Here is a 19,950-nt window from a genome sequence, read left to right as displayed (position 1 = left end):
CGTCTGCCGCGTCGGCTGTGCCCACCCGTTCCGCCCTGCGGAACGACTGCCCACAGCCTGTACGGGGCGACGGGGGGCAGCCTGGGCGGGGTGGCCGAGTGCGGCCCGGCGGGGGTTCCTCCTTCCATGAGATGTGGCGCGAGCTGTTGCCCGTCGGGCGGCACGCCGACTCCCGGGGCTACCGGCGCTTCGCCTGGACCGGGGCCGACGGTGAGTGCCGGGCCTGGTTCCGGGAGCAGGCCGAGGGGCGCGGGCTGGCCTACGAGGTCGACCGGAACGGGAACCAGTGGGCCTGGCTCGGGGACCCGGCGGCCGGGGACGCCGTCGTCACCGGCTCGCACCTGGACTCCGTGCCGGACGGCGGTGCCTTCGACGGCCCCCTCGGCGTTGTGTCCTCCTTTGCCGCGCTCGACGAACTCCGCGGCAGGGGAGCCGAGTTCACCCGGCCCCTCGCCATCGTCAACTTCGGTGACGAGGAGGGCGCCCGGTTCGGGCTCGCCTGCGTCGGGTCCCGGCTGACCGCGGGACACCTGACCGTCGACCAGGCCCACCGGCTCACCGACGGCGACGGCATCACGCTCCCGCAGGCCATGGCAGCCGCCGGCTACGACCCCGACGCCATCGGACCCGACCCCGAACGTCTCGCCCGCATCGGCGCCTTCGTCGAACTGCACGTCGAGCAGGGCCGGGCGCTGGACCTGTCCGGCGACCGTGTCGGCGTCGCCAGTGCCATCTGGCCGCACGGACGCTGGCGGTTCGACTTCCGCGGCGAGGCCAACCACGCCGGCACGACGCGGCTGGTCGACCGGCGCGACCCCATGCTGTCGTACGCCGAGACCGTGCTCGCCGCCCGCCGCGAGGCCGAACTCGCCGGTGCCGTCGCCACCTTCGGCAAGATCGCCGTCGAGCCGAACGGCGTCAACGCCATCCCCTCCCTGGTACGCGGCTGGCTCGACTCCCGCGCCGCCGACCATGCCACCCTCGACACCGTCGTCGGCGGCATCGAGAAGGCGGCCCGGGAGTACGCGGAGGCGCACGGCATCGACCTGGACGTGGTCCGCGAGTCGTTCACGCCGGTCGTGGAGTTCGACCACGCCCTGCGCGACGAGCTGGGCCGCATCCTCGGCCGCGACACCGGCCTCACCGTGCCCGTCCTCGGCACCGGTGCCGGACACGACGCCGGGATCCTCTCGGGGAGCATCCCGACCGCCATGCTGTTCGTGCGCAACCCCACCGGCGTCTCGCACTCCCCGGCCGAGTTCGCGGCCGAGGACGACTGCGTGGCCGGGGTGAGCGCACTCGCCGACGTACTGGAAGGGCTGGCCTGCGCGTGACGACACGGACGACGTACTGGTTGGAACACGCCTGGCTGGACACGCACGTCGAGCCGGGTGTCGCCGTGGAGGTGGCCGACGGCCGGATCACGGCGGTGCGGACCGAGGTGCCGGTGCCGCCGCCGGGTGCCGAGGTGCTGCGCGGCCTCACCCTCCCCGGCCTGGCCAACGCCCACTCGCACGCCTTCCACCGCGCCCTGCGCGGCACCGTCCAGGTCGGCTCCGGGACCTTCTGGACCTGGCGCGAGCTGATGTACGGCTTCGCCGACCGGCTGACCCCGGAGACCTACCACGCGCTCGCCCGCGCGGTGTACGCCGAGATGGCACTGGCGGGCGTCTCCTGCGTCGGCGAGTTCCACTACGTCCACCACGCCCCCGGCGGCACCCGGTACGCCGACCCCAACGCCATGGGCGAGGCACTGATCGCGGCGGCTGCCGACGCCGGGATCCGGATCACCCTCCTCGACACCGCCTACCTGTCCTCCGCCATCTCGAACAAGCACAGTGGCGAGCCGCCCAACGCCCACCAGCTGCGCTTCTCCGACGGCAGCGCGGAAGCCTGGGCCGAACGCTGTTCAGTTCTCAAGGAACGGGATCACGCACGGATCGGGGCGGCCGTCCACTCGGTACGGGCCGTGCCCGCCGGGCAGCTGGCGACCGTGGCCGGCTGGGCCGAGGAGCGGCGCGCCCCGCTGCACGTCCACCTGTCCGAGCAGACGGCGGAGAACGACGCCTGCCTGGCCGCCTACGGCTGCACGCCCACCCGGCTGCTCGCCGACCACGGCGTCCTCGGCCCGCGCACCACGGGCGTCCACAACACCCACCTCACGGACGAGGACATCGCCCTGCTCGGCGACTCCGGCACCGGCACCTGCATGTGCCCGACCACCGAGCGCGACCTGGCCGACGGCATCGGACCGGCCGTCGCCCTGCAGCGCGCCGGCTCCCCGCTCTCCCTCGGCTCCGACAGCCACGCCGTCATCGACCTGCTCGAAGAGGCGCGCGCGATGGAGCTGAACGAGCGGCTGCGCACCCGCACCCGGGGCCACTGGACGGCCGCCGCCCTGCTGCGCGCCGCCTCCGCCGACGGGCACGCCGCCCTCGGCTGGGACGACGCGGGCGCCATCGAGACCGGCATGCTCGCCGACCTGACGACGATCGCGCTCGACTCCGTCAGAACCGCGGGGCCGGTCCCGCGACTGGGCGCCGAGACGGCCGTATTCGCGGCGACCGCGGCGGACGTACGGCACACGGTCGTCGCAGGACGTCACGTCGTACGGGACGGCGCGCACACCCTCGTACCCGATGTGCCACAGGCCCTCGCGCGGGCCGTCGAGGCCCTCCGCACCTGACGACCAGCCCCCACAAGGACTCCGACGAGGCCATCATGAGCAGCAGCACCGCCATCACCAACATCGCCACGCTGGTCACCAACGACCCCTCCCTCGGTGACAACTCCCCTCTCGGTCTGATCCAGGACGCGGCCGTCGTCATCGACGGCGACCGTGTCGTGTGGACCGGTGAATCCAGCAAAGCACCCGCCACTGACAATCGGGTCGACGCGGGCGGCCGGGCGGTGCTGCCGGGCTTCGTGGACTCCCACTCCCACCTGGTCTTCGCGGGCGACCGCACCCAGGAGTTCAACGCCCGCATGTCCGGCCGCTCCTACACGGCGGGCGGCATCCGCACGACCGTCGCGGCCACCCGCGCCGCCACCGACGAGGAGCTGGAGCGGAACCTCACGCACTACCTCGCCGAGGCCCTCCGCCAGGGCACCACGACCTTCGAGACGAAGTCCGGCTACGGCCTGACGGTCGCCGACGAGTCCCGCGCCCTGCGCATCGCGGCCAAGCACACCGACGAAGTGACGTACCTGGGCGCCCACATCGTCTCGCCCGACCACGCCGACGACCCGGCCGCCTACGTCGACCTCGTCACCGGCGAGATGCTCGACGCCTGCGCCCCCTACGCTCGCTGGATCGACGTCTTCTGCGAGAAGGGCGCCTTCGACGGCGACCAGGCCCGGACGATTCTCACCGCGGGCAAGGCCAAGGGGCTGACCCCGCGCATCCACGCCAACCAGCTCTCCTACGGCCCCGGTGTCCAGCTCGCCGTGGAACTCGACGCGGCCAGCGCCGACCACTGCACCCACCTGACGCCCGAGGACGTGGACGCGCTCGCCAACAGCCGGACCGTCGCCACCCTGCTGCCCGGCGCCGAGTTCTCCACCCGCGCCGAATGGCCCGACGCCCGCCGCCTCCTCGACGCCGGTGCGACGGTCGCCCTCTCCACCGACTGCAACCCCGGCTCGTCCTTCACGTCCTCGGTCCCCTTCTGCATCGCCCTGGCCGTACGGGACATGCACATGACCCCCGACGAGGCGGTCTGGTCGGCCACGGCAGGAGGCGCGGCAGCCCTCCGCAGGACCGACATCGGCCGCCTGACCCCCGGCGCGTACGCCGACCTGCTCGTCCTCGACGCTCCGAGCCACGTCCACCTCGCCTACCGCCCCGGCGTGCCGCTGGTCGGCGAGGTGTGGCGGAAGGGCGTCCGGGCCGTCGGCTGAGTCAGCCCGCCCCCGCCCGCCAGCGCTGGCCCGTGCCGTCGTTCACCGGGGTCAGAGAGAGCTGGTCGGCGCCGGTCGGGGTGAGGGCCGTTTCGAGGGCGATCTCGGGGCGGATCTCGCCGTCGGGGGTCACGGTGAAGCGGAGGTTGTCGCCGTGGTCGCCGTCCACCGAGTCGCAGCTCCAGATGCCGACGCCCTTGTCGACCGAACCCCGGCTGTCCAGGCAGAAGTCGGGGTCGGCGGCGGACTCCAGCACGCCCCGGGACTCGTCGACGCGCCAGCGCTGGCTGTCGGAGCCGGAGCAGGGAGCCGTGACGACGTCGGTGCCGTTGTCGAAGTCGGCGTCCTGGACGTCCAGGCAGCGGGCGGTGGCGAGGTTCACGACCTGCGCGTAGGACGTGCCCGGGGGCTTGGGGGTGGGGCTGGGGGAGGGGGTCGGACGGGCGGACCGGGTCGGGGTAGGTGACACGGCACTGGCACTGGGCGCGGGGCTCGGTGAGGCACCGGACGGCCCCGGCGAGACGGTCGCCGTCGCCGTCACGGTCACCTGGGGGCTCGGGGGCGGCGGGGTGGCCGCCGCGGGGTCCGGGGTCCCCGTGCTCCGGTGGGTCACCAGGAACAGCAGCAGCGGTACGAGGGCCACGCCCAGCGCCGTGGAGGTCAGGAGCAGGCGCCGGGACGGCATGCGGCGCTGCCGGTGCGGGCCGGGGGCGGCGGGCGGCGCCGGTGGCGGCGTCGGATCGTGGCGCGCGTACGCCGTGCCGGCCCACGGCAGCAGACCCTCCGCCAGGGTCTCGCGCGGACTGTCCCGGAGCGCGCTGAGGTCCTCGAACGCGGCCGTGCAGTGCGGACAGTGCGCCATGTGCGCGTGCAGGTCGGGGCTGTGCCGGGGGTTCTCCGGGCGGACCGACTCCTCGATCAGGCGGCGGAAGTCCGCGCAGCGCGGGTCGTCCGAGGCGGCCAGGCGGGCGCGCAGACAGGCCTGGGCCAGGGACTGGAGGGCGGGCGGGGTGTCGTACCGGACGTCCTCGGGGGTCAGGCCGAGGTAGGTGGCGGTGCGCTCGGCGGGCTCCTGGTCCAGGACGCCGTACCAGATCAGGCCCTGGGTGCGGGACGGCAGGGACTGGAACGCCGGGAGCAGCGGCGGGGTCGGGCCGCCGGGGACACCGGAGGAGTTCAGGACCAGCAGGAGGGTGGGGTCGAGGGCGGCGGAGTTCTCGTCGCCGGACCAGTCCGCGGCCAGCCGGGCGGTGAGCAGGAGCAGGTGGTGGCGGAGGGGGACGACCGGCTCGGCGCCGCGCGCGATGTCGCGGGCGGCGGTGGTGAAGGTCTGCGCGGTGAGCCGGCGGGCCGCCGCGTCGCCGGCCGAACAGAGGCGGGCGTAGCCGAGGACCGCCGGGTGGTGGCGGGCCCGGAGTTCCTGGAGGGCGGGATAGGCGGTGGCGGTGGGGGTGCGCAGGAGCTCGGTCAGGCGTGTGTCCGAGGGCGGACCGCCCTGGATGTCCTCGACCATCGTGCACCCCTTCTCGCGGGCCGTCCTTCCTGACGTACCGGCCAGTTTGGGGTGTGACTCGCGGTATCGGGGGAGCTTTGGCCAAAGACGTGACGGACCGGGGCCGGAGGTCCCCGTCGCCCCGGCGGTGCGGTGGCCGGCCGGGGCGGTTCCTCCGGTGTCGCCGGGGCTACTCCTCCACCGTCAGGGCCCTGCGCAGCTGCACGAGCGTGCGGGACAACAGCCGGGAGACGTGCATCTGGGAGATGCCGAGTTCGTCGCCGATCTCCGACTGGGTCATGCCCGCGACGAAGCGGAGGGAGAGGATGGTGCGGTCCCTGGCCGGGAGTTCGGCGATGAGGGGCTTCAGGGACTCGATGTACTCGATGCCCTCCAGACCGTGGTCCTCGTAGCCGATGCGGTCCGCGAGGGCGCCCTCGGACTCGTCCTCCTCGGGCTGCGCGTCCAGCGAGGAGGCGGTGTACGCGTTGGACGCGGCCATGCCCTCGACGACCTCCTCGTCGGAGAGGCCGAGGCGTTCCGCGAGTTCCGTGACGGTGGGGGCGCGGTCCAGCTTCTGGGCCAGTTCGTCGCCCGCCTTGGCGAGGTCGAGGCGGAGCTCCTGGAGGCGGCGCGGGACGCGTACCGACCACGACGTGTCGCGGAAGAAGCGCTTGATCTCGCCGATGATCGTCGGCATCGCGAAGGTGGGGAACTCGACGCCGCGGGAGAGTTCGAAGCGGTCGATCGCCTTGATCAGGCCGATGGTGCCGACCTGGATGATGTCCTCCATCGGCTCGCTGCGGGAGCGGAAGCGGGAGGCGGCGAACTTGACCAGCGCGAGGTTCAGCTCGACGAGGGTGTTGCGGACGTACGAATATTCGTGCGTGCCTTCCTCCAGCGACTCCAGCCGCTCGAAGAGGGTCTTGGACAGGGCTCGCGCGTCGACCGCGTCGACCTCGTCGTACGGGGGGATCTCCGGGAGTCCGAGTTCGGCGAAGAATCCCTCGATGGCATCCAGTTGTTCCGGTGGGGGAGTCGACGTCGCCGTGTGGGCGTGCGAGGCGTCGAGCCGGGGTGACATGGTGTCCTCCATCGTTCTCGGCAATGAGGCTGCCGGAGCCGTGCGTGCACTGCGGTGTGCGGCGCCTCCAAAGCCGGCCGTGTCGGTTACGTGTCCCTGCCTGTACGTGTCCCTACTAGCCCTACCCGCTCCGGCGAGCCGGTCGCAAGTCCGTTCTATTAGGGTTTGTCCTGTTCTGGGGGTTTGTTCGGGTGTCGGGTTGCGTGCAGAAGGCGTAATGTTCGAGGGCGTCGGCACGGCGTTCGGGCGGACATCGGTGGGCATCGTCGGACAACGGTCGGACGGTGGCGGAAGCGGTCACGACCTCGGGAGAGAGACGGCAATGGACCACGGGACGGTCGGCAGCGCACAGTCGGGCCGGCTGCTGGTGGAGGTGCGGGAAGAGGGCTCCAGCGCCGTCGTGATTCCGGCGGGTGAGCTCGATCACCACACCGCCGACCTGCTGCGCGAGCCGCTGGACGATCTCCTCGACAAGGGCTTCTCGCGCCTTGTCGTCGACTGCTCGCGCCTCGAGTTCTGCGACTCCACCGGGCTGAACGTGCTGCTCGGTGCCCGGCTGCGGGCCGAGGCCGCCGGGGGCGGGGTGCACCTCGCCGGGATGCTGCCCGTCGTCGCCCGGGTCTTCGAGATCACCGGCGCCGAGGCGGTCTTCACCGTCCACGACTCCGTCGAGGCGGCGCTGGCCGACGACGGCAGCGGCGGTGGGGGCGGCGGGTCCGGCGCCACCGGCGGCCAGGGCTGAGCCCCGGCCGGCCCGGCGTCCGGAACCGGGGGGTGTTCCCGTGGATCGCTCGGGCAGGAGACATTCTGGATCTGTCGCCGCCCGGCCTCTTCGAGCCGGGCGCGCCGGCAGGTCCGTACGAACTGCAGCAACCCGATATTTTCCATGTGAACCGGTGAATCGGTGAGGTGAAGCGCTGATGAGCACCACCCGGCCTTACCCGCCGGGCGACCGCGGCCCGGAGCCCAGCGGCGCTTCGGGGATGTCCGAGGAGGCGGCGTCCGACGAGCTGCCGGCCTCGACGGGGGGTCGTCAGGTCCGCAGGCTGCGCCTTCACGGCGAGAGCGGGGTGGTACCGCTCGCCCGTGATTTCACCCGCCAGGCGCTGCACGCGTGGGGGTGGCTGCCGGCCGCGACGGCCGACCGCAGGGCCGCCGCGGAGGATGTACTGCTCGTCGTCTCCGAGCTCGTCACCAACGCGTGCCTGCATGCGGAGGGGCCGGACGAACTGTTCCTGGCCTGCGACAAGAAGGTGATCCGGGTGGAGGTGTCCGACCGGGGGGTCGGGGAGCCGGCGCCACGGACGCCGCATCGGGCCGGGCGGCCGGGGGGGCACGGGATGTTCATCGTGCAGCGGCTGTGTCTGGACTGGGGAGTGGTGCGGACGGCCGGGGCGGCCGGGAAGACCGTGTGGGCGGAGTTGGGGGCACCGGCGTAAGGGGGCGCCGCGTTGGTTTTCGGCTGACGGCCGGTGGGGGTTGGTCGCGCAGTTCCCCGCGCCCCTTTCGGGGCGCCTCAGTCGCGGACGCTTTCAGACGTACGGGGCGCTTCAGCATCCCCACACTTCCGCCACGCCCTTTCTCTTCCCTCCTTATGGGCCCCGGCGTACCTTGACGGCCGAATCTGATACCTCGTCAGTAACGAATGGGGTGGACCGACCGTGTCGTCGTACCCGAAACGTACCGCCGTGCTCGCGTCCGCCGCCGCCCTGGCCGGATCGGCGGTGCTGCTCGCCGCCCCCGCGGCGCACGCCACCGTCGTCAACGTCAACTACCAGTGCAAGACGCCGATCGGTGCCAAGAGCGCCGTCTCCCCGATCGACATCACGGGCGTCAAGAGCGGCAGCGGCTACAAGATCACGATGTCCTGGCAGAAGGGCGTCTCCTCCAGCCCCGTCGAACTCGGCAAGGGCGCGATGAACCCGAGCGCCACCATCAAGCTCGGTGGCGCCGACAGCGGCACCCTGAACGTCACCGGCCCCGCCAACCAGGCCGCGATCCCCGCCAACACCCCCATAAAGATCAACGACTTGAGCGGCACCTACACCCCGGAGAAGTCCGGCAAGGTGACGTTCACGGCGGGCACGCTCACCATCAAGGCGCTCGGTACGACGACCACCTGCACCCCCGCCAACAACCCCGGCCCGTCCCTCACCCTGGACGTGACCGCGGCGGGCGGCGGTTCGAGCAGCTCCGGCGGTTCGGGCTCGTCGTCGTCCGGCGGCACCGGCACCGACTCCGGCGGCACTCTCCCCAAGACCGGTCCCGAGGACTCGTTCGTCGCCCTCGGCACCCTCGGCGGCACCGTGCTCCTCGCGGGCGCGGCCGGCACCCTCTGGCTGACCCGGCGGAACCAGACCGTACGCCGCTGACCTCCGGGTCCGACCGCTGGAGCCGCCCATGCCGTCCGCCCAGTCCGCCGCCCGTGTCCTCGGCCTCGCCGCGCTGACCCTGCTCGCCACCGCCCCGCCCGCGTCGGCCGCCGAGGGCTGGTCCGTCGCGCCCGCGGGCGGCGGCCGGCCGTCCTTCTACGCCGAGGGCACCCCCGGGACGGTCCTCCAGGACACCGTGTCGGTGACCAACCCCGGCGGCCACCCCGTCACGGTACGGCTGACGGGCACCGGCACGGGCACGGGCACCGGTGTTCCGGTCGCCTTCGCCGAGCAGAGCGTGCGCGTCCCTGCCCGGACCCGGGCCGACGTCCCCTTCACCGTGACCGTCCCGGCGGGCGCCACGCCCGGGGACCGTGTCGGCGGGCTCGTCGCCGAGGACCGCGCCGGGCGCACCGCCACCGTCCGGATCCGGCTGCGCGTCGGCGGCCCCGCCCTGTCCGCGCTGACCGTCGAACACCTCGCCGTGCACGGCGACCGCATCACGTACGAGCTGGTCAACAGGGGCACGACCGCGCTCGTACCCAGGCTCGCGGTGCACGCCGACGGTGTCTTCGGCCGGGTCCTCCTGGACCGGTCCCCGCGCACCCTCCCGGTCCGTCTCGCCCCCGGTACCCGTACCCGGCTCAGCGAGCCCTGGCCCGGCCACCCCGCCCTGGACGCGGCCGACGTCCGGCTGACGGCGACGGCGGCGGGCGGCGCACAGGACACGGCGAGCACGCGGGCCCGGTTCGTGCCCTGGGGCGCGGTGGCGGGGACCGCGGGCGCACTGACGGCGGGGGCCGCCGTGACGGCCGTACGACTACGCAGGCGGCGTGCCCACCGGGCGGCCGAACCCACCTCCACGGAGGTCGAGTTGACGGGAGCGGTGAGGTGAGGGTGCGGGTGTTCCTGATGCTGACGGCGGTGTGCGCGCTGCTCCTGGCGGCGCCCATGGCGGCAGCCGCCGGCGGGCCGACCGTGAAGGTGTCCGAGTCCCAGGCGGGCACCGGCGGTTCGGTCGCCGTCAGCGGCACCGGCTGGCGACCGCACACCCTGCTGATGATGCTGGTCTGCGGTCAGTCCAGCCCGTCCCGGGGCGTGATCGGCGGCACCAACTCCTGTGCCAACGCCGACGGACGGGCCGTCACCACCGACGCGAACGGCTCCTTCAGCAAGCAGCTCCCGGTCGCCGAACCGCCGGTCCCCTGCCCCTGTGTGGTGCACGTGGCCACCGTGACCGGGGCCAGTGCCGACGCGGACGCCGCGTTCCAGGTCGCCGGACACCCCGTCAAGGCGCTGCCCCCCGCGTCCACCGGCGGCCGTCTGTCGATGCTCACCGACAGCCGACTCGACGGCTCCTCCGGCCTGCTGACCTGGTTCGGCGCACCTCCCTCCCGCACCCTCGTCTTCACCATCGGCAACGCGGGCACCTCCCCCCTGAAGGACCCCGTCTTCCAGGTCGGCACCGCGCACGGCGTGTTCGCCCCCGAGTGGGACGAGCAGCAGTGGCACGGCACCCTCGCACCCGGCAAGAAGGCGCAGGTCAAACTGCCCGTCGAACTCTCCGCCGGGGCACACGGCGACTACGCCGTCTCCCTGAGGTACGACGGCAAGGTCCTCGCCGAACAGCCCTGGGGCGTCGGCCGCCCCTGGGGCGTGACCCTGTTCTGGCTCCTGCTCTGCGTGGTCGTACCGGCGGCCGTCTTCCGCATCGGCATGGCGGTGGTGGACCGGGTACGGCCGCCCCGCGCCGGCGGCATCCGGCACCGGGGAGTGCCCCTGCCCACGGTCCGCCTGCCAGGCCTGCGCACCCCGGAGCCCGCACCCGCCCCGGCCACGACCCTGCCGTGGTTCACCCCCGACACCGACCCGGGCACGACGGCCGGTCGGCTCTCCGCACCGCACGACGACAGCCCGACGAGTCCTACGACTCCCACCACGAAGGGACCCACGTGATCATGCGAAGGAGAGTGACACCGGTCAGAGCGGGCGCGGCGGCGGCTGCCCTGGTCCTCGCCGGGGCGGGCGCCCTGCTCGGCACGGCCGCGGGGACCGCCCAGGCGGCCGAGGTGTCGTACGCGACGCACTGCGTACCGCCCGCCGGGGTCGCCGACCCGGTCGACGGGACCACCAAGGTCGAGATCACCGCGCCCGCCACGGCGAAGGTCGGCGACACCGTCGACATCACCTGGAAGTTCGTGCAGGCCGCGTCCAAGAACCCGGACATCGTCGTCATCGGCAAGGACCAGGTCCAGCCGTCCGGCACGCTCAAGGCGGCCGGGGCCCAGACCGCCGACATCGCCATGCAGGGGCCGCGCGAGAACCCGGAGATTCCCAAGGGCGGCGACATGGTGCTGTCCGACATGACCGGCACGCTGAAACTGACCTCGCCCGGCGAGGTGACGCTCACGCCGGACGCGTACACGGTCAACGCGTACACGACGGACACCGTGTGCACCCCGACGGAGACCGTGCCGAAGGCGGCGACCATCGAGGTGACGGCCGGGGACGGTTCGTCGAGCGGCTCGGCCTCGCCCTCGGACACCGGATCGGCGTCCCCGTCGGGCTCGGCGAGCCCCTCCGACTCGGCGTCCCCTTCCGATTCGGCGTCGGCCTCCGCGTCCGCCTCCGACGGCACGGGCAGCGACCAGACCGACTTCACCGGCAAGGAGGTCAAGATCCCCTACGCCTGCAAGACGCCCCTCGGTGACAAGAGCGCGACCTCGCCGGTGCAGATCAACGCCAAGAAGAACGGCGGCAGTTTCGACCTCACCGTGAAGTTCAACGGGTCGGTGATGGACAGCCCCGCCCCCATCCCGGCGGACTCGGTGAAGCCGTCGATGGAGGTCGTCCTGGGCGGCGCCGACAAGGGCACGGTCCATGTGGAGGGCCCGACCAACTCCTCGGCCATCAACACCGGCGACCCGATCACGATCCCCGACCTGACAGGCACCTACAAGCCGGGGGCGAGCGGCGAGTCGACCCTGTCACCGGGCGTCCTGACGGTCACGGCACTCGGTACGACGACGACGTGCACGCCGACGAAGACCGCGGTCTCGCTGACCCTGGACACGACGGAACAGGCGAGCGGGGCGTCGGGTTCGACGAGCGGTTCGAGCAGCAGCGGTGGCCTCGCGGAGACCGGTGACAACAGCAACGGCGCCCTGAAGGCGCTCGGCCTGGTGGCGGGCACCGCGATCCTGCTGGGCGGCGCCGTGTTCACCTTCATGCCTCGAAAGAGGACGAGGTGACCAACCTGCCTTCAGGGGCGCGAGGCTGTATCTGATGTGCGGCTCTGCCGCGTGGGCGCGACCGGCCCCCACCAACCGTTAGCCGAAACGCAAGAGGGCCACCCCATCCAGAAGATGCGGTGGCCCTCTGCAAAAAGACGATCAGTGAACGTCGCCCATGAGCTCGCGTACCTTCTTCCGGTACATCCACACCGCCACACCGGCCAGCACCGCCAACGCCGCCTGGAACGCGACGATCCCCGTCTTGTTCAGGTCGACACCCGCGATGGACAGCAGCCCGGTCGTCGCGTCACCCGCGGTGACCGCCAGGAACCACACGCCCATCATCTGGGACGCGTACTTCGCCGGAGCCATCTTGGTCGTGACCGACAGACCCACCGGGGACAGCATCAGCTCACCCACGGTCTGCACGAAGTAGATCCCGACCAGCCACATCGCCGCAGCCTTGTGCCCGCCGTCGGCGATCGACAGCGGTGCCAGGAACAGGAAGAACGACGCACCGATCAGCACCAGACCACCGGCGAACTTCACGGCGGTGCTCGGCTCCTTGCCGCGCCGCGCCATCGCCAGCCACGCCCAGGCGAAGACCGGCGCGAACGCCATGATCATGACCGGGTTGACGGACTGGTACCAGGAGACCGGGAACTTCCAGCCGAAGATCGTGTTCTTCGCGGAGGCGTCGGCGAACAGGGAGACGGTCGAACCGCCCTGGTCGTAGATCATCCAGAACACGGCGGCGGCCACGAAGAACCAGATGTACGCGCTCATCTTGGACTGCTCGGCGCGGTCCAGGTCCTTGTCCCGCTTGATGCGGCCGATGACGAGGACCGGGATCACCAGACCGGCGATCGTGATCGGGACCAGCAGCCAGTTCAGCGTGTAGACGCCGGAGACACCCACGACGACGTAGAACACCGCGGCGACGGCGGCCCAGAAGGCGGCCTTCGTCAGCGTCGCCTTCTTCTCCGCGTCGGACAGCGGGGTGGGGACGATGTCCGAACGCGAGCTCAGGTGACGCGTGCCGAGCAGGAACTGGGCGAGACCCAGCGCCATGCCGACCGCGGCCAGCGCGAAGCCCAGGTGCCAGTTGTAGTTCTCGCCGACCGTGCCGATGACCAGCGGCGCGGCGAACGCGCCCACGTTGATGCCGATGTAGAAGAGCGTGAAGCCACCGTCACGGCGCGGGTCGTCCGGACCCTCGTACAGGTGGCCGACCATCGTGGAGATGTTGGCCTTCAGCAGACCGGAACCTATGGCGACCAGGCCGAGGCCCGCGAAGAAGGTGCCGGAGCTAGGCAGCGCCAGCGTCAGGTGGCCGAGCATGATGATCGCGCCCGCGACGGCGACCGTCTTGCGGGGACCGAGGACACGGTCGGCGAACCAGCCGCCCGGCAGGGCGAGCAGGTACACGAGCGACAGGTACACGGAGTAGATCGCCGTCGCCGTGGCCGCGCTCATGTGCAGGCCGCCGGGAGCGACCAGGTACAGCGGGAGCAGGGCCTTCATGCCGTAGTAGGAGAACCGCTCCCACATCTCGGTCATGAAGAGAGTGGCCAGTCCGCGGGGGTGGCCGAAGAAGGTCTTCTCGGAACCGGGGGTGCCCGGTCGGACCGAGTCCTTCGTCAGGCTGGACGCCATGGTCGTTCCTTGCTGGTCGGAGCGCGCGGTGGGGCAGTGCGCGCCCGTGGGGGGAGCGGCCGGCACCGGCGGGTCGGACCGTCCACCCCACGCCCAGGGGGAGTCCGCCCCGGATCACGGGGCGGCGGACGGCGACCACCGGGATCCACGCCCCGTGACGCTGTGTCGCGTCCGGAGCCCGGCCAGAGGTCATTCCTTTCGAGGCTGGCAGGCCAGCCCGCACACAAAAGAGACCTTCAGCGTCAAGATGCCCACCAAAGGTCCCCGGGTGTACTACAGGCGTTCACGTCACTGTACGTCAGGACACTGCCGGATATGGAAGGACTTGAGACACGGATCACAGGTGTCGAGGGAACCTCGCACCCGGTTTCGAAGGTCCCCTCTACGATCGCACCTCGCGCCCACAGGTTCGTACCACTGTGCCCCAAGGTAAGAATCCCTGGTGCCGATCACACTCCAGTACTGCGCGTAATCGGACTACCATCACCCCATGACCCGTGTACTGCTCGCAGAGGACGACGCGTCCATCTCGGAGCCGCTGGCCCGCGCACTGCGCCGGGAAGGTTACGAGGTGGAGGTGCGCGAGGACGGACCCACCGCGCTCGACGCCGGAATGCAGGGCGGCGTCGACCTGGTCGTGCTGGACCTCGGGCTGCCCGGCATGGACGGCCTGGAGGTGGCGCGCCGGCTGCGTGCCGAGGGCCACGCCGTGCCGATCCTCATCCTGACCGCGCGGGCCGACGAGGTGGACACCGTCGTCGGCCTGGACGCGGGCGCCGACGACTACGTCACCAAGCCGTTCCGGCTCGCCGAACTGCTCGCCCGGGTCCGGGCGCTGCTGCGGCGCGGCGCCGCGGAGCCGGCGCAGCCGCCGGCCACGCACGGGGTGCGGATCGACGTCGAGTCGCACCGGGCGTGGATGGGTGACGAGGAACTCCAGCTCACCGCGAAGGAGTTCGACCTGCTGCGGGTGCTGGTGCGGGACGCGGGGCGGGTCGTCACGCGGGACCAGCTGATGCGGGAGGTCTGGGACACGACGTGGTGGTCGTCGACCAAGACGCTCGACATGCACATTTCGTGGCTGCGTAAGAAGCTCGGCGACGATGCGGCGAACCCGCGGTACATCGCTACCGTGCGTGGTGTCGGGTTCCGTTTCGAAAAGAGCTAGTCGGCTACGCGCGTTGCGCCGTGGGTGGCTGATGAGATTTGTGTGACCGGCCGTCGTCGTGGGCTGGTCGCGCAGTTCCTCCCCCAGCCTTCGGCCGGGGGGACCCCCAGCGCCCCTTTCGAGCGCTGAAGTGGCCGTTTCCCGGAGAGTGCTGTGCGTCGTCGTCTGATTCAGTCCACCCTCGCCGTCGTGCTCGTCGTCATCGCTGTCTTCGGTGTCTCTCTGGTCATCGTCGAGTCGCGGACCATCAGCAACAGCGCGCAGGAACGTGTCGACTCCGAGGCGTTGCGTCTCGCCAGCATCGTCGACAGCCGGATCCTCGGGGACGAGGACGTCACCGCCGAGATACTGCGCAGCCAGGTCGGCAAGGACCAGTACGCCGTCATCCGGATCCCGGGGAAGCCGGTGATCGAGCTCGGTGTGAAGCCCGAGGGCGATGTCATCCACTACACGGCCGACGGTGAGGAAGGCGAGACGGTCACCGTCCAGGAGCCGCGCTCGACCGTGACCCGGGAGGTCGGCCGTACGCTGCTGATCATCGGGGCCGTCGCGCTGCTCGCCGTGATCGCCGCCGTGCTGCTCGCGATCCGGCAGGCCAACCGGCTGGCCTCCCCGCTCACCGACCTCGCGGAGACCGCCGAGCGGCTGGGGTCCGGTGATCCGCGGCCCCGGCACAAGCGGTACGGCGTGCCCGAACTGGACCGGGTCGCCGATGTGCTGGACTCCTCCGCCGAGCGGATCGGGCGGATGCTCACCGCCGAGCGGCGCCTCGCCGCCGACGCCTCCCACCAGCTGCGCACCCCGCTGACCGCGCTGTCCATGCGTCTGGAGGAGATCACCCTCACCGACGACCCGGACATCGTGAAGGAGGAGGCGAACGTGGCGCTCACCCAGGTGGAGCGCCTCACGGACGTCGTGGAGCGGCTGCTGACGAACTCCAGGGACCCGCGCACCGGCTCCGCCGTCTCCTTCGACCTGGACGAGGTCATCCAGCAGCAGCTCGCCGAGTGGCGGCCCGCCTACCGCGGCGTGGGCCGGGCGATCGTCAGCTCCGGCAAGCGGCACCTGCGCGCGGTCGGCACGCCGGGCGCGGTGGCGCAGGTGCTGGCCGCCCTGATCGAGAACTCGCTGATGCACGGCGGCGGCACCGTCGCCCTGCGGACCAGGGTGACCGGCAACCAGGCGGTGGTCGAGGTGACCGACGAGGGTGCCGGCGTCCCCGCCGACCTGGGCAACCGCATCTTCGAGCGGACCATCAGCGGCCGGAACTCCACCGGGATCGGGCTGGCCGTCGCCAGGGACCTCGCGGAGGCCGACGGAGGCCGCCTGGAGCTGCTCCAGGCCCAGCCGCCGGTGTTCGGTCTGTTCCTGTCCCGCACCCCGCCGCCGCACAAGCCGGACGAGGACCTGCCGATGGTCCGCTAGGACCTGCCGGGACCTGTCCTCGGTGCGTTCTACCGGACCCGCTGCGCGGGCTTCTCGGTGTCCGCGGCCCGCTCCAGGATGGCCTCCGCGTCGGCGACCGCCTCACGCGCCGGCAGCGTCTTGAACACCCACGTGCGGTACGACCAGAAACGGAACAGCGTCGCCACGCCGATGCCGGCGAACTTGAAGACGTTGCTCTGCAGCGGGCTGTCCCAGCCGAATCCGTAGGTGGCCAGGTAAAGCAGACCGTTCTCGATCACCAGGCCGACCGCGCTGAACAGCAGGAACAGGGTGAGTTCCTTGGTGCGACCGCTCTTCTCGCGGTCCCGGTACGTCCAGTAGCGGAAGCCGAGGTAATTGAAGACGATCGCGACGACCGTCGCTATGACGCTCGCCCGCACGACCGGCAGGTCGGTGACGTGCCGGACCAGGTTGAAGACACCGAGATTGACGAGAATGCCGGCCCCGCCGACCGCGCCGAATTTGGCGACCTCGCGTACGAGCCGTTGCAGCCCCGAGGAACCACGTTCCATGGTTGTGCGGGCTCCTGTCCGTAGGTATTGCGACCCAGCCACTCTAACGACCCAGTATCTCCGATGGCTGTGGATGGCGACACAGGTCGGGAAAGGCTTGGGAAGAGCTCCGGAAAGGGGCGGGAAAAGCGGGGCAAGAGACGGCGAAGCGGCGGGTAAGAGCCCAGGTCGCGGCGGTGGAAACAGGTCACCCCGGCGTGGCCGATACCCTAGGGGCGTGACGTTCCCGGTAGTCGGCATGGTCGGCGGGGGTCAGCTCGCGCGTATGACGCACGAGGCGGGCATCCCGCTGGGCATCAGGTTCAAGCTCCTCAGTGACACCCCTCAGGATTCCGCGGCCCAGGTGGTGAGCGATGTCGTCGTCGGCGACTACCGCGACCTGGAGACGCTGCGCGCCTTCGCGCGCGGCTGCGACGTGATCACCTTCGACCACGAGCACGTGCCCACCGAGCACCTGCGGGCCCTGGAGGCGGACGGCATCCCCGTGCGCCCCGGCCCGGACGCGCTGGTGCACGCCCAGGACAAGGGCGTGATGCGCGCGAAGCTCACGGAGATCGGCGTGCCGTGCCCGCGGCACCGGATCGTGGCCGACCAGGAGGACGTGGTCCGGTTCGCGGCCGAGGGCGACGGCTTCCCCGTCGTCCTGAAGACCGTGCGCGGCGGCTACGACGGCAAGGGCGTGTGGGTCGTCGAGACCGCGGAGGAGGCCACCGACCCCTTCCGGGCCGGCGTGCCGGTCCTCGCCGAGGAGAAGGTCGACTACGTCCGCGAGCTCGCCGCCAACGTCGTACGCTCCCCGCACGGGCAGGCCGTCGCCTACCCGGTGGTCGAGTCGCAGCAGGTCAACGGCGTCTGCGACACCGTGATCGCGCCCGCCCCCGACCTGGACGAGGCGCTCGCCCTGCGGGCCGAGGAGATGGCCCTGCGGATCGCCAAGGAGCTGGGCGTGGTCGGCCACCTGGCCGTCGAGCTGTTCCAGACCCGCGACGGCCGCATCCTCGTCAACGAACTGGCGATGCGCCCGCACAACTCCGGCCACTGGAGCCAGGACGGCGCGATCACCAGCCAGTTCGCCAACCACGTGCGGGCCGTCCTCGACCTGCCCCTGGGCGACCCGCGCCCGCGCGCCAGGTGGACGGTCATGGTCAACGTCCTGGGCGGCGACTACCCGGACATGTACTCCGCGTACCTGCACTGCATGGCCCGCGACCCGAAACTGAAGATCCACATGTACGGCAAGGACGTGAAGCCCGGCCGCAAGGTCGGCCACGTCAACACCTACGGCGACGACCTGGACGACGTTCTCGAGCGCGCACGTCACGCTGCCGGCTACCTGAGAGGCACGATCACCGAATGAGCACCGCCGTCGGCCCCGTCGTGGGCATCGTGATGGGATCCGACTCCGACTGGCCCGTCATGGAGGCCGCAGCCCAAGCCCTCGACGAGTTCGAGATCGCGTACGAGGTGGACGTCGTCTCCGCCCACCGCATGCCGCGCGAGATGGTGACGTACGGCGAGCAGGCCGCCAGGCGCGGCCTGAAGGTGGTCATCGCGGGTGCGGGCGGCGCCGCCCACCTCCCGGGCATGCTCGCCTCCGTCACCCCCCTCCCGGTCATCGGCGTGCCGGTCCCGCTGAAGTACCTCGACGGCATGGACAGCCTCCTGTCCATCGTGCAGATGCCGGCCGGTGTCCCGGTCGCCACCGTCTCCGTCGCGGGCGCCCGCAACGCGGGCCTGCTGGCCGCCCGCATCCTCGCCACCCACGACGAGGAACTGCTGCAGAGGATGCGCGACTTCCAGCAGGACCTCAACGACCAGGCCACCGAGAAGGGCAAGCGGCTGCGGGCCAAGGTCGAGGGCTCCAACGGCTTCGGCTTCGGCAAGTAGGACTCCGGGAAGTAACACGCAATGACGTCCCTCGATGAAGCCCGGTCCCTGCTGCGCGAGTTCCCGGTCGTCGACGGCCACAACGACCTGCCGTACGCACTGCGCGAGCAGGTCCGCTACGACCTCGACGCCCGTGACATCGCCGCTCACCAGAACGCCCACCTGCACACCGACATCCCGCGGCTGCGGGAGGGCGGGGTCGGTGCGCAGTACTGGTCGGTGTACGTCCGCTCGGACCTGCCGGGCGCCGTCCCGGCCACCCTCGAACAGATCGACTGCGTACGGCAGCTGATCGCCCGTTACCCGGCCGACCTGCGGGCCGCGCTGACCGCCGCCGACATGGAGGCGGCGCGCGCCGAGGGCCGCATCGCCTCCCTGATGGGCGCGGAGGGCGGCCACTCCATCGACAACTCGCTGGGCACCCTGCGCGGCCTGTACGAGCTGGGTGTGCGCTACATGACGCTCACCCACAACGACAACAACGACTGGGCGGACTCGGCGACCGACGAGCCGAACGTCGGCGGCCTGTCGGCCTTCGGCCGCGAGGTCGTACGGGAGATGAACCGGCTCGGCATGCTGGTCGACCTCTCCCACGTGGCGGCCACCACCATGCGGGCCGCCCTCGACACTTCCGCCGCTCCGGTGATCTTCTCCCACTCCTCCTCCCGGGCCGTCTGCGACCACCCCCGCAACATCCCGGACGACGTCCTCGAACGCCTGTCCGGCAACGGCGGCATGGCGATGGTGACGTTCGTACCGAAGTTCGTGCTCCAGGCGGCGGTCGACTGGACGGCGGCGGCCGACGACAACATGCGCGCCCACGGCTTCCACCACCTCGACACCACCGAGGCGGCGATGAAGGTCCACCGGGCCTTCGAGGAGACCACCCCGCGCCCGGTCGCCACCACCGCCACGGTCGCCGACCACCTCGACCACATGCGCGAGGTCGCCGGCATCGACCACCTCGGCATCGGCGGCGACTACGACGGCACGGCCTTCACCCCCGACGGCCTGAACGACGTCTCCGGCTACCCCAACCTCGTCGCCGAGCTCCTCGACCGCGGCTGGTCCAGGCCCGACCTGGCGAAGCTGACCTGGCAGAACGCCGTCCGGGTGCTGGGCGCGGCGGAGGACGTGGCCCGCTCCCTCCAGGAGACGCGGCGGCCGTCCCACGCGACCATCGCCGACCTCGACGGCTGA

General features: G+C 71.6%; 18 protein-coding genes. 14 read left to right on the top strand and 4 right to left on the bottom strand.

The window, feature by feature from the left end; translation table 11 throughout:
• Positions 1-131: 131 nt before the first annotated feature.
• From AB0D74_RS44590 to hutI, 3 genes are read left to right on the top strand one after another with little or no spacing between them, the layout of a single operon-like run.
• Positions 132-1,334 (top strand): allantoate amidohydrolase, encoded by a 1,203-nt coding sequence (locus AB0D74_RS44590; protein ID WP_362600203.1) that lies wholly within the window; start codon positions 132-134, stop codon positions 1,332-1,334.
• The gene (locus AB0D74_RS44585; protein WP_362600255.1) at positions 1,325-2,686 is read left to right on the top strand and encodes a formimidoylglutamate deiminase; all 1,362 of its coding nucleotides are present in this window, start codon (positions 1,325-1,327) and stop codon (positions 2,684-2,686) included. Before AB0D74_RS44590 ends, AB0D74_RS44585 begins: the two co-directional genes overlap by 10 nt.
• Before the next feature lie 35 nt (positions 2,687-2,721).
• Positions 2,722-3,900: an imidazolonepropionase gene (gene hutI, locus AB0D74_RS44580; RefSeq protein WP_362600201.1), complete on the top strand. Its 1,179-nt coding sequence runs from the start codon at positions 2,722-2,724 to the stop codon at positions 3,898-3,900.
• Between the two features lies 1 nt (position 3,901).
• Here hutI and AB0D74_RS44575 read toward each other — a convergent pair whose 3' ends face one another.
• Both AB0D74_RS44575 and AB0D74_RS44570 read right to left on the bottom strand, forming a co-directional pair.
• Positions 3,902-5,413 (bottom strand): RICIN domain-containing protein, encoded by a 1,512-nt coding sequence (locus tag AB0D74_RS44575; protein WP_362600199.1) that lies wholly within the window; start codon positions 5,411-5,413, stop codon positions 3,902-3,904.
• 169 nt (positions 5,414-5,582) lie between these two features.
• Entirely contained in the window at positions 5,583-6,476 is an 894-nt protein-coding gene (locus AB0D74_RS44570; protein ID WP_362600197.1) for an RNA polymerase sigma factor SigF, read from the bottom strand.
• A gap of 322 nt (positions 6,477-6,798) precedes the next feature.
• Here AB0D74_RS44570 and AB0D74_RS44565 point away from each other — a divergent pair, with 322 nt between their 5' ends.
• The 6 genes from AB0D74_RS44565 (at position 6,799) to AB0D74_RS44540 (ending at position 12,099) form a co-directional block, all read left to right on the top strand.
• Positions 6,799-7,218, top strand: coding sequence for an STAS domain-containing protein (locus tag AB0D74_RS44565; RefSeq protein ID WP_362600195.1), 420 nt, complete (start codon positions 6,799-6,801; stop codon positions 7,216-7,218).
• A gap of 178 nt (positions 7,219-7,396) precedes the next feature.
• Positions 7,397-7,915 carry an ATP-binding protein gene (locus AB0D74_RS44560; RefSeq protein ID WP_362600193.1) on the top strand — a complete coding sequence of 173 codons (519 nt, stop codon included), beginning with the start codon at positions 7,397-7,399 and terminating at the stop codon, positions 7,913-7,915.
• Between the two features lie 249 nt (positions 7,916-8,164).
• Positions 8,165-8,848 (top strand): LPXTG cell wall anchor domain-containing protein, encoded by a 684-nt coding sequence (locus AB0D74_RS44555; protein ID WP_362600191.1) that lies wholly within the window; start codon positions 8,165-8,167, stop codon positions 8,846-8,848.
• A gap of 28 nt (positions 8,849-8,876) precedes the next feature.
• Entirely contained in the window at positions 8,877-9,743 is an 867-nt protein-coding gene (locus tag AB0D74_RS44550; RefSeq protein WP_362600189.1) for a hypothetical protein, read from the top strand.
• A 17-nt stretch (positions 9,744-9,760) separates the two neighbouring features.
• Positions 9,761-10,804 carry a hypothetical protein gene (locus tag AB0D74_RS44545; protein ID WP_362600252.1) on the top strand — a complete coding sequence of 348 codons (1,044 nt, stop codon included), beginning with the start codon at positions 9,761-9,763 and terminating at the stop codon, positions 10,802-10,804.
• A gap of 2 nt (positions 10,805-10,806) precedes the next feature.
• Positions 10,807-12,099, top strand: a complete 1,293-nt coding sequence (locus AB0D74_RS44540) for a hypothetical protein (protein ID WP_362600187.1) — start codon at positions 10,807-10,809, stop codon at positions 12,097-12,099.
• Positions 12,100-12,240: 141 nt separating this feature from the next.
• Here AB0D74_RS44540 and AB0D74_RS44535 read toward each other — a convergent pair whose 3' ends face one another.
• The gene (locus AB0D74_RS44535; RefSeq protein ID WP_362600185.1) at positions 12,241-13,737 is read right to left on the bottom strand and encodes an oligopeptide:H+ symporter; all 1,497 of its coding nucleotides are present in this window, start codon (positions 13,735-13,737) and stop codon (positions 12,241-12,243) included.
• A gap of 490 nt (positions 13,738-14,227) precedes the next feature.
• Between AB0D74_RS44535 and AB0D74_RS44530 the strand changes: the two genes are divergently transcribed.
• Both AB0D74_RS44530 and AB0D74_RS44525 read left to right on the top strand, forming a co-directional pair.
• Positions 14,228-14,905, top strand: a complete 678-nt coding sequence (locus AB0D74_RS44530; protein ID WP_016436346.1) for a response regulator transcription factor — start codon at positions 14,228-14,230, stop codon at positions 14,903-14,905.
• 153 nt (positions 14,906-15,058) lie between these two features.
• Positions 15,059-16,330 (top strand): ATP-binding protein, encoded by a 1,272-nt coding sequence (locus AB0D74_RS44525; protein ID WP_362600180.1) that lies wholly within the window; start codon positions 15,059-15,061, stop codon positions 16,328-16,330.
• Between the two features lie 29 nt (positions 16,331-16,359).
• Here the strand turns inward: AB0D74_RS44525 and AB0D74_RS44520 are convergent, their stop codons facing one another.
• On the bottom strand, positions 16,360-16,863 hold the full coding sequence (locus tag AB0D74_RS44520) for a GtrA family protein (RefSeq protein ID WP_362600179.1): 504 nt from the start codon (positions 16,861-16,863) through the stop codon (positions 16,360-16,362).
• Positions 16,864-17,080: 217 nt separating this feature from the next.
• Between AB0D74_RS44520 and AB0D74_RS44515 the strand changes: the two genes are divergently transcribed.
• Genes AB0D74_RS44515 through AB0D74_RS44505 form a run of 3 tightly spaced genes read left to right on the top strand, consistent with a single transcriptional unit; the run spans position 17,081 to position 19,950 of the window.
• A complete protein-coding gene (locus tag AB0D74_RS44515; protein ID WP_362600177.1) occupies positions 17,081-18,220 on the top strand; it encodes a 5-(carboxyamino)imidazole ribonucleotide synthase in 1,140 nt (379 codons plus the stop codon).
• The gene (purE, locus tag AB0D74_RS44510; RefSeq protein WP_362600175.1) at positions 18,217-18,750 is read left to right on the top strand and encodes a 5-(carboxyamino)imidazole ribonucleotide mutase; all 534 of its coding nucleotides are present in this window, start codon (positions 18,217-18,219) and stop codon (positions 18,748-18,750) included. The genes AB0D74_RS44515 and purE overlap by 4 nt, the downstream gene beginning before the upstream one ends.
• A gap of 21 nt (positions 18,751-18,771) precedes the next feature.
• The gene (locus tag AB0D74_RS44505; protein WP_362600173.1) at positions 18,772-19,950 is read left to right on the top strand and encodes a dipeptidase; all 1,179 of its coding nucleotides are present in this window, start codon (positions 18,772-18,774) and stop codon (positions 19,948-19,950) included.

The organism is Streptomyces sp. NPDC048278, assembly GCF_040652195.1.
In the GTDB taxonomy this organism is placed as follows: domain Bacteria; phylum Actinomycetota; class Actinomycetes; order Streptomycetales; family Streptomycetaceae; genus Streptomyces.
This window is presented reverse-complemented; position numbering and strand designations above follow the sequence as displayed.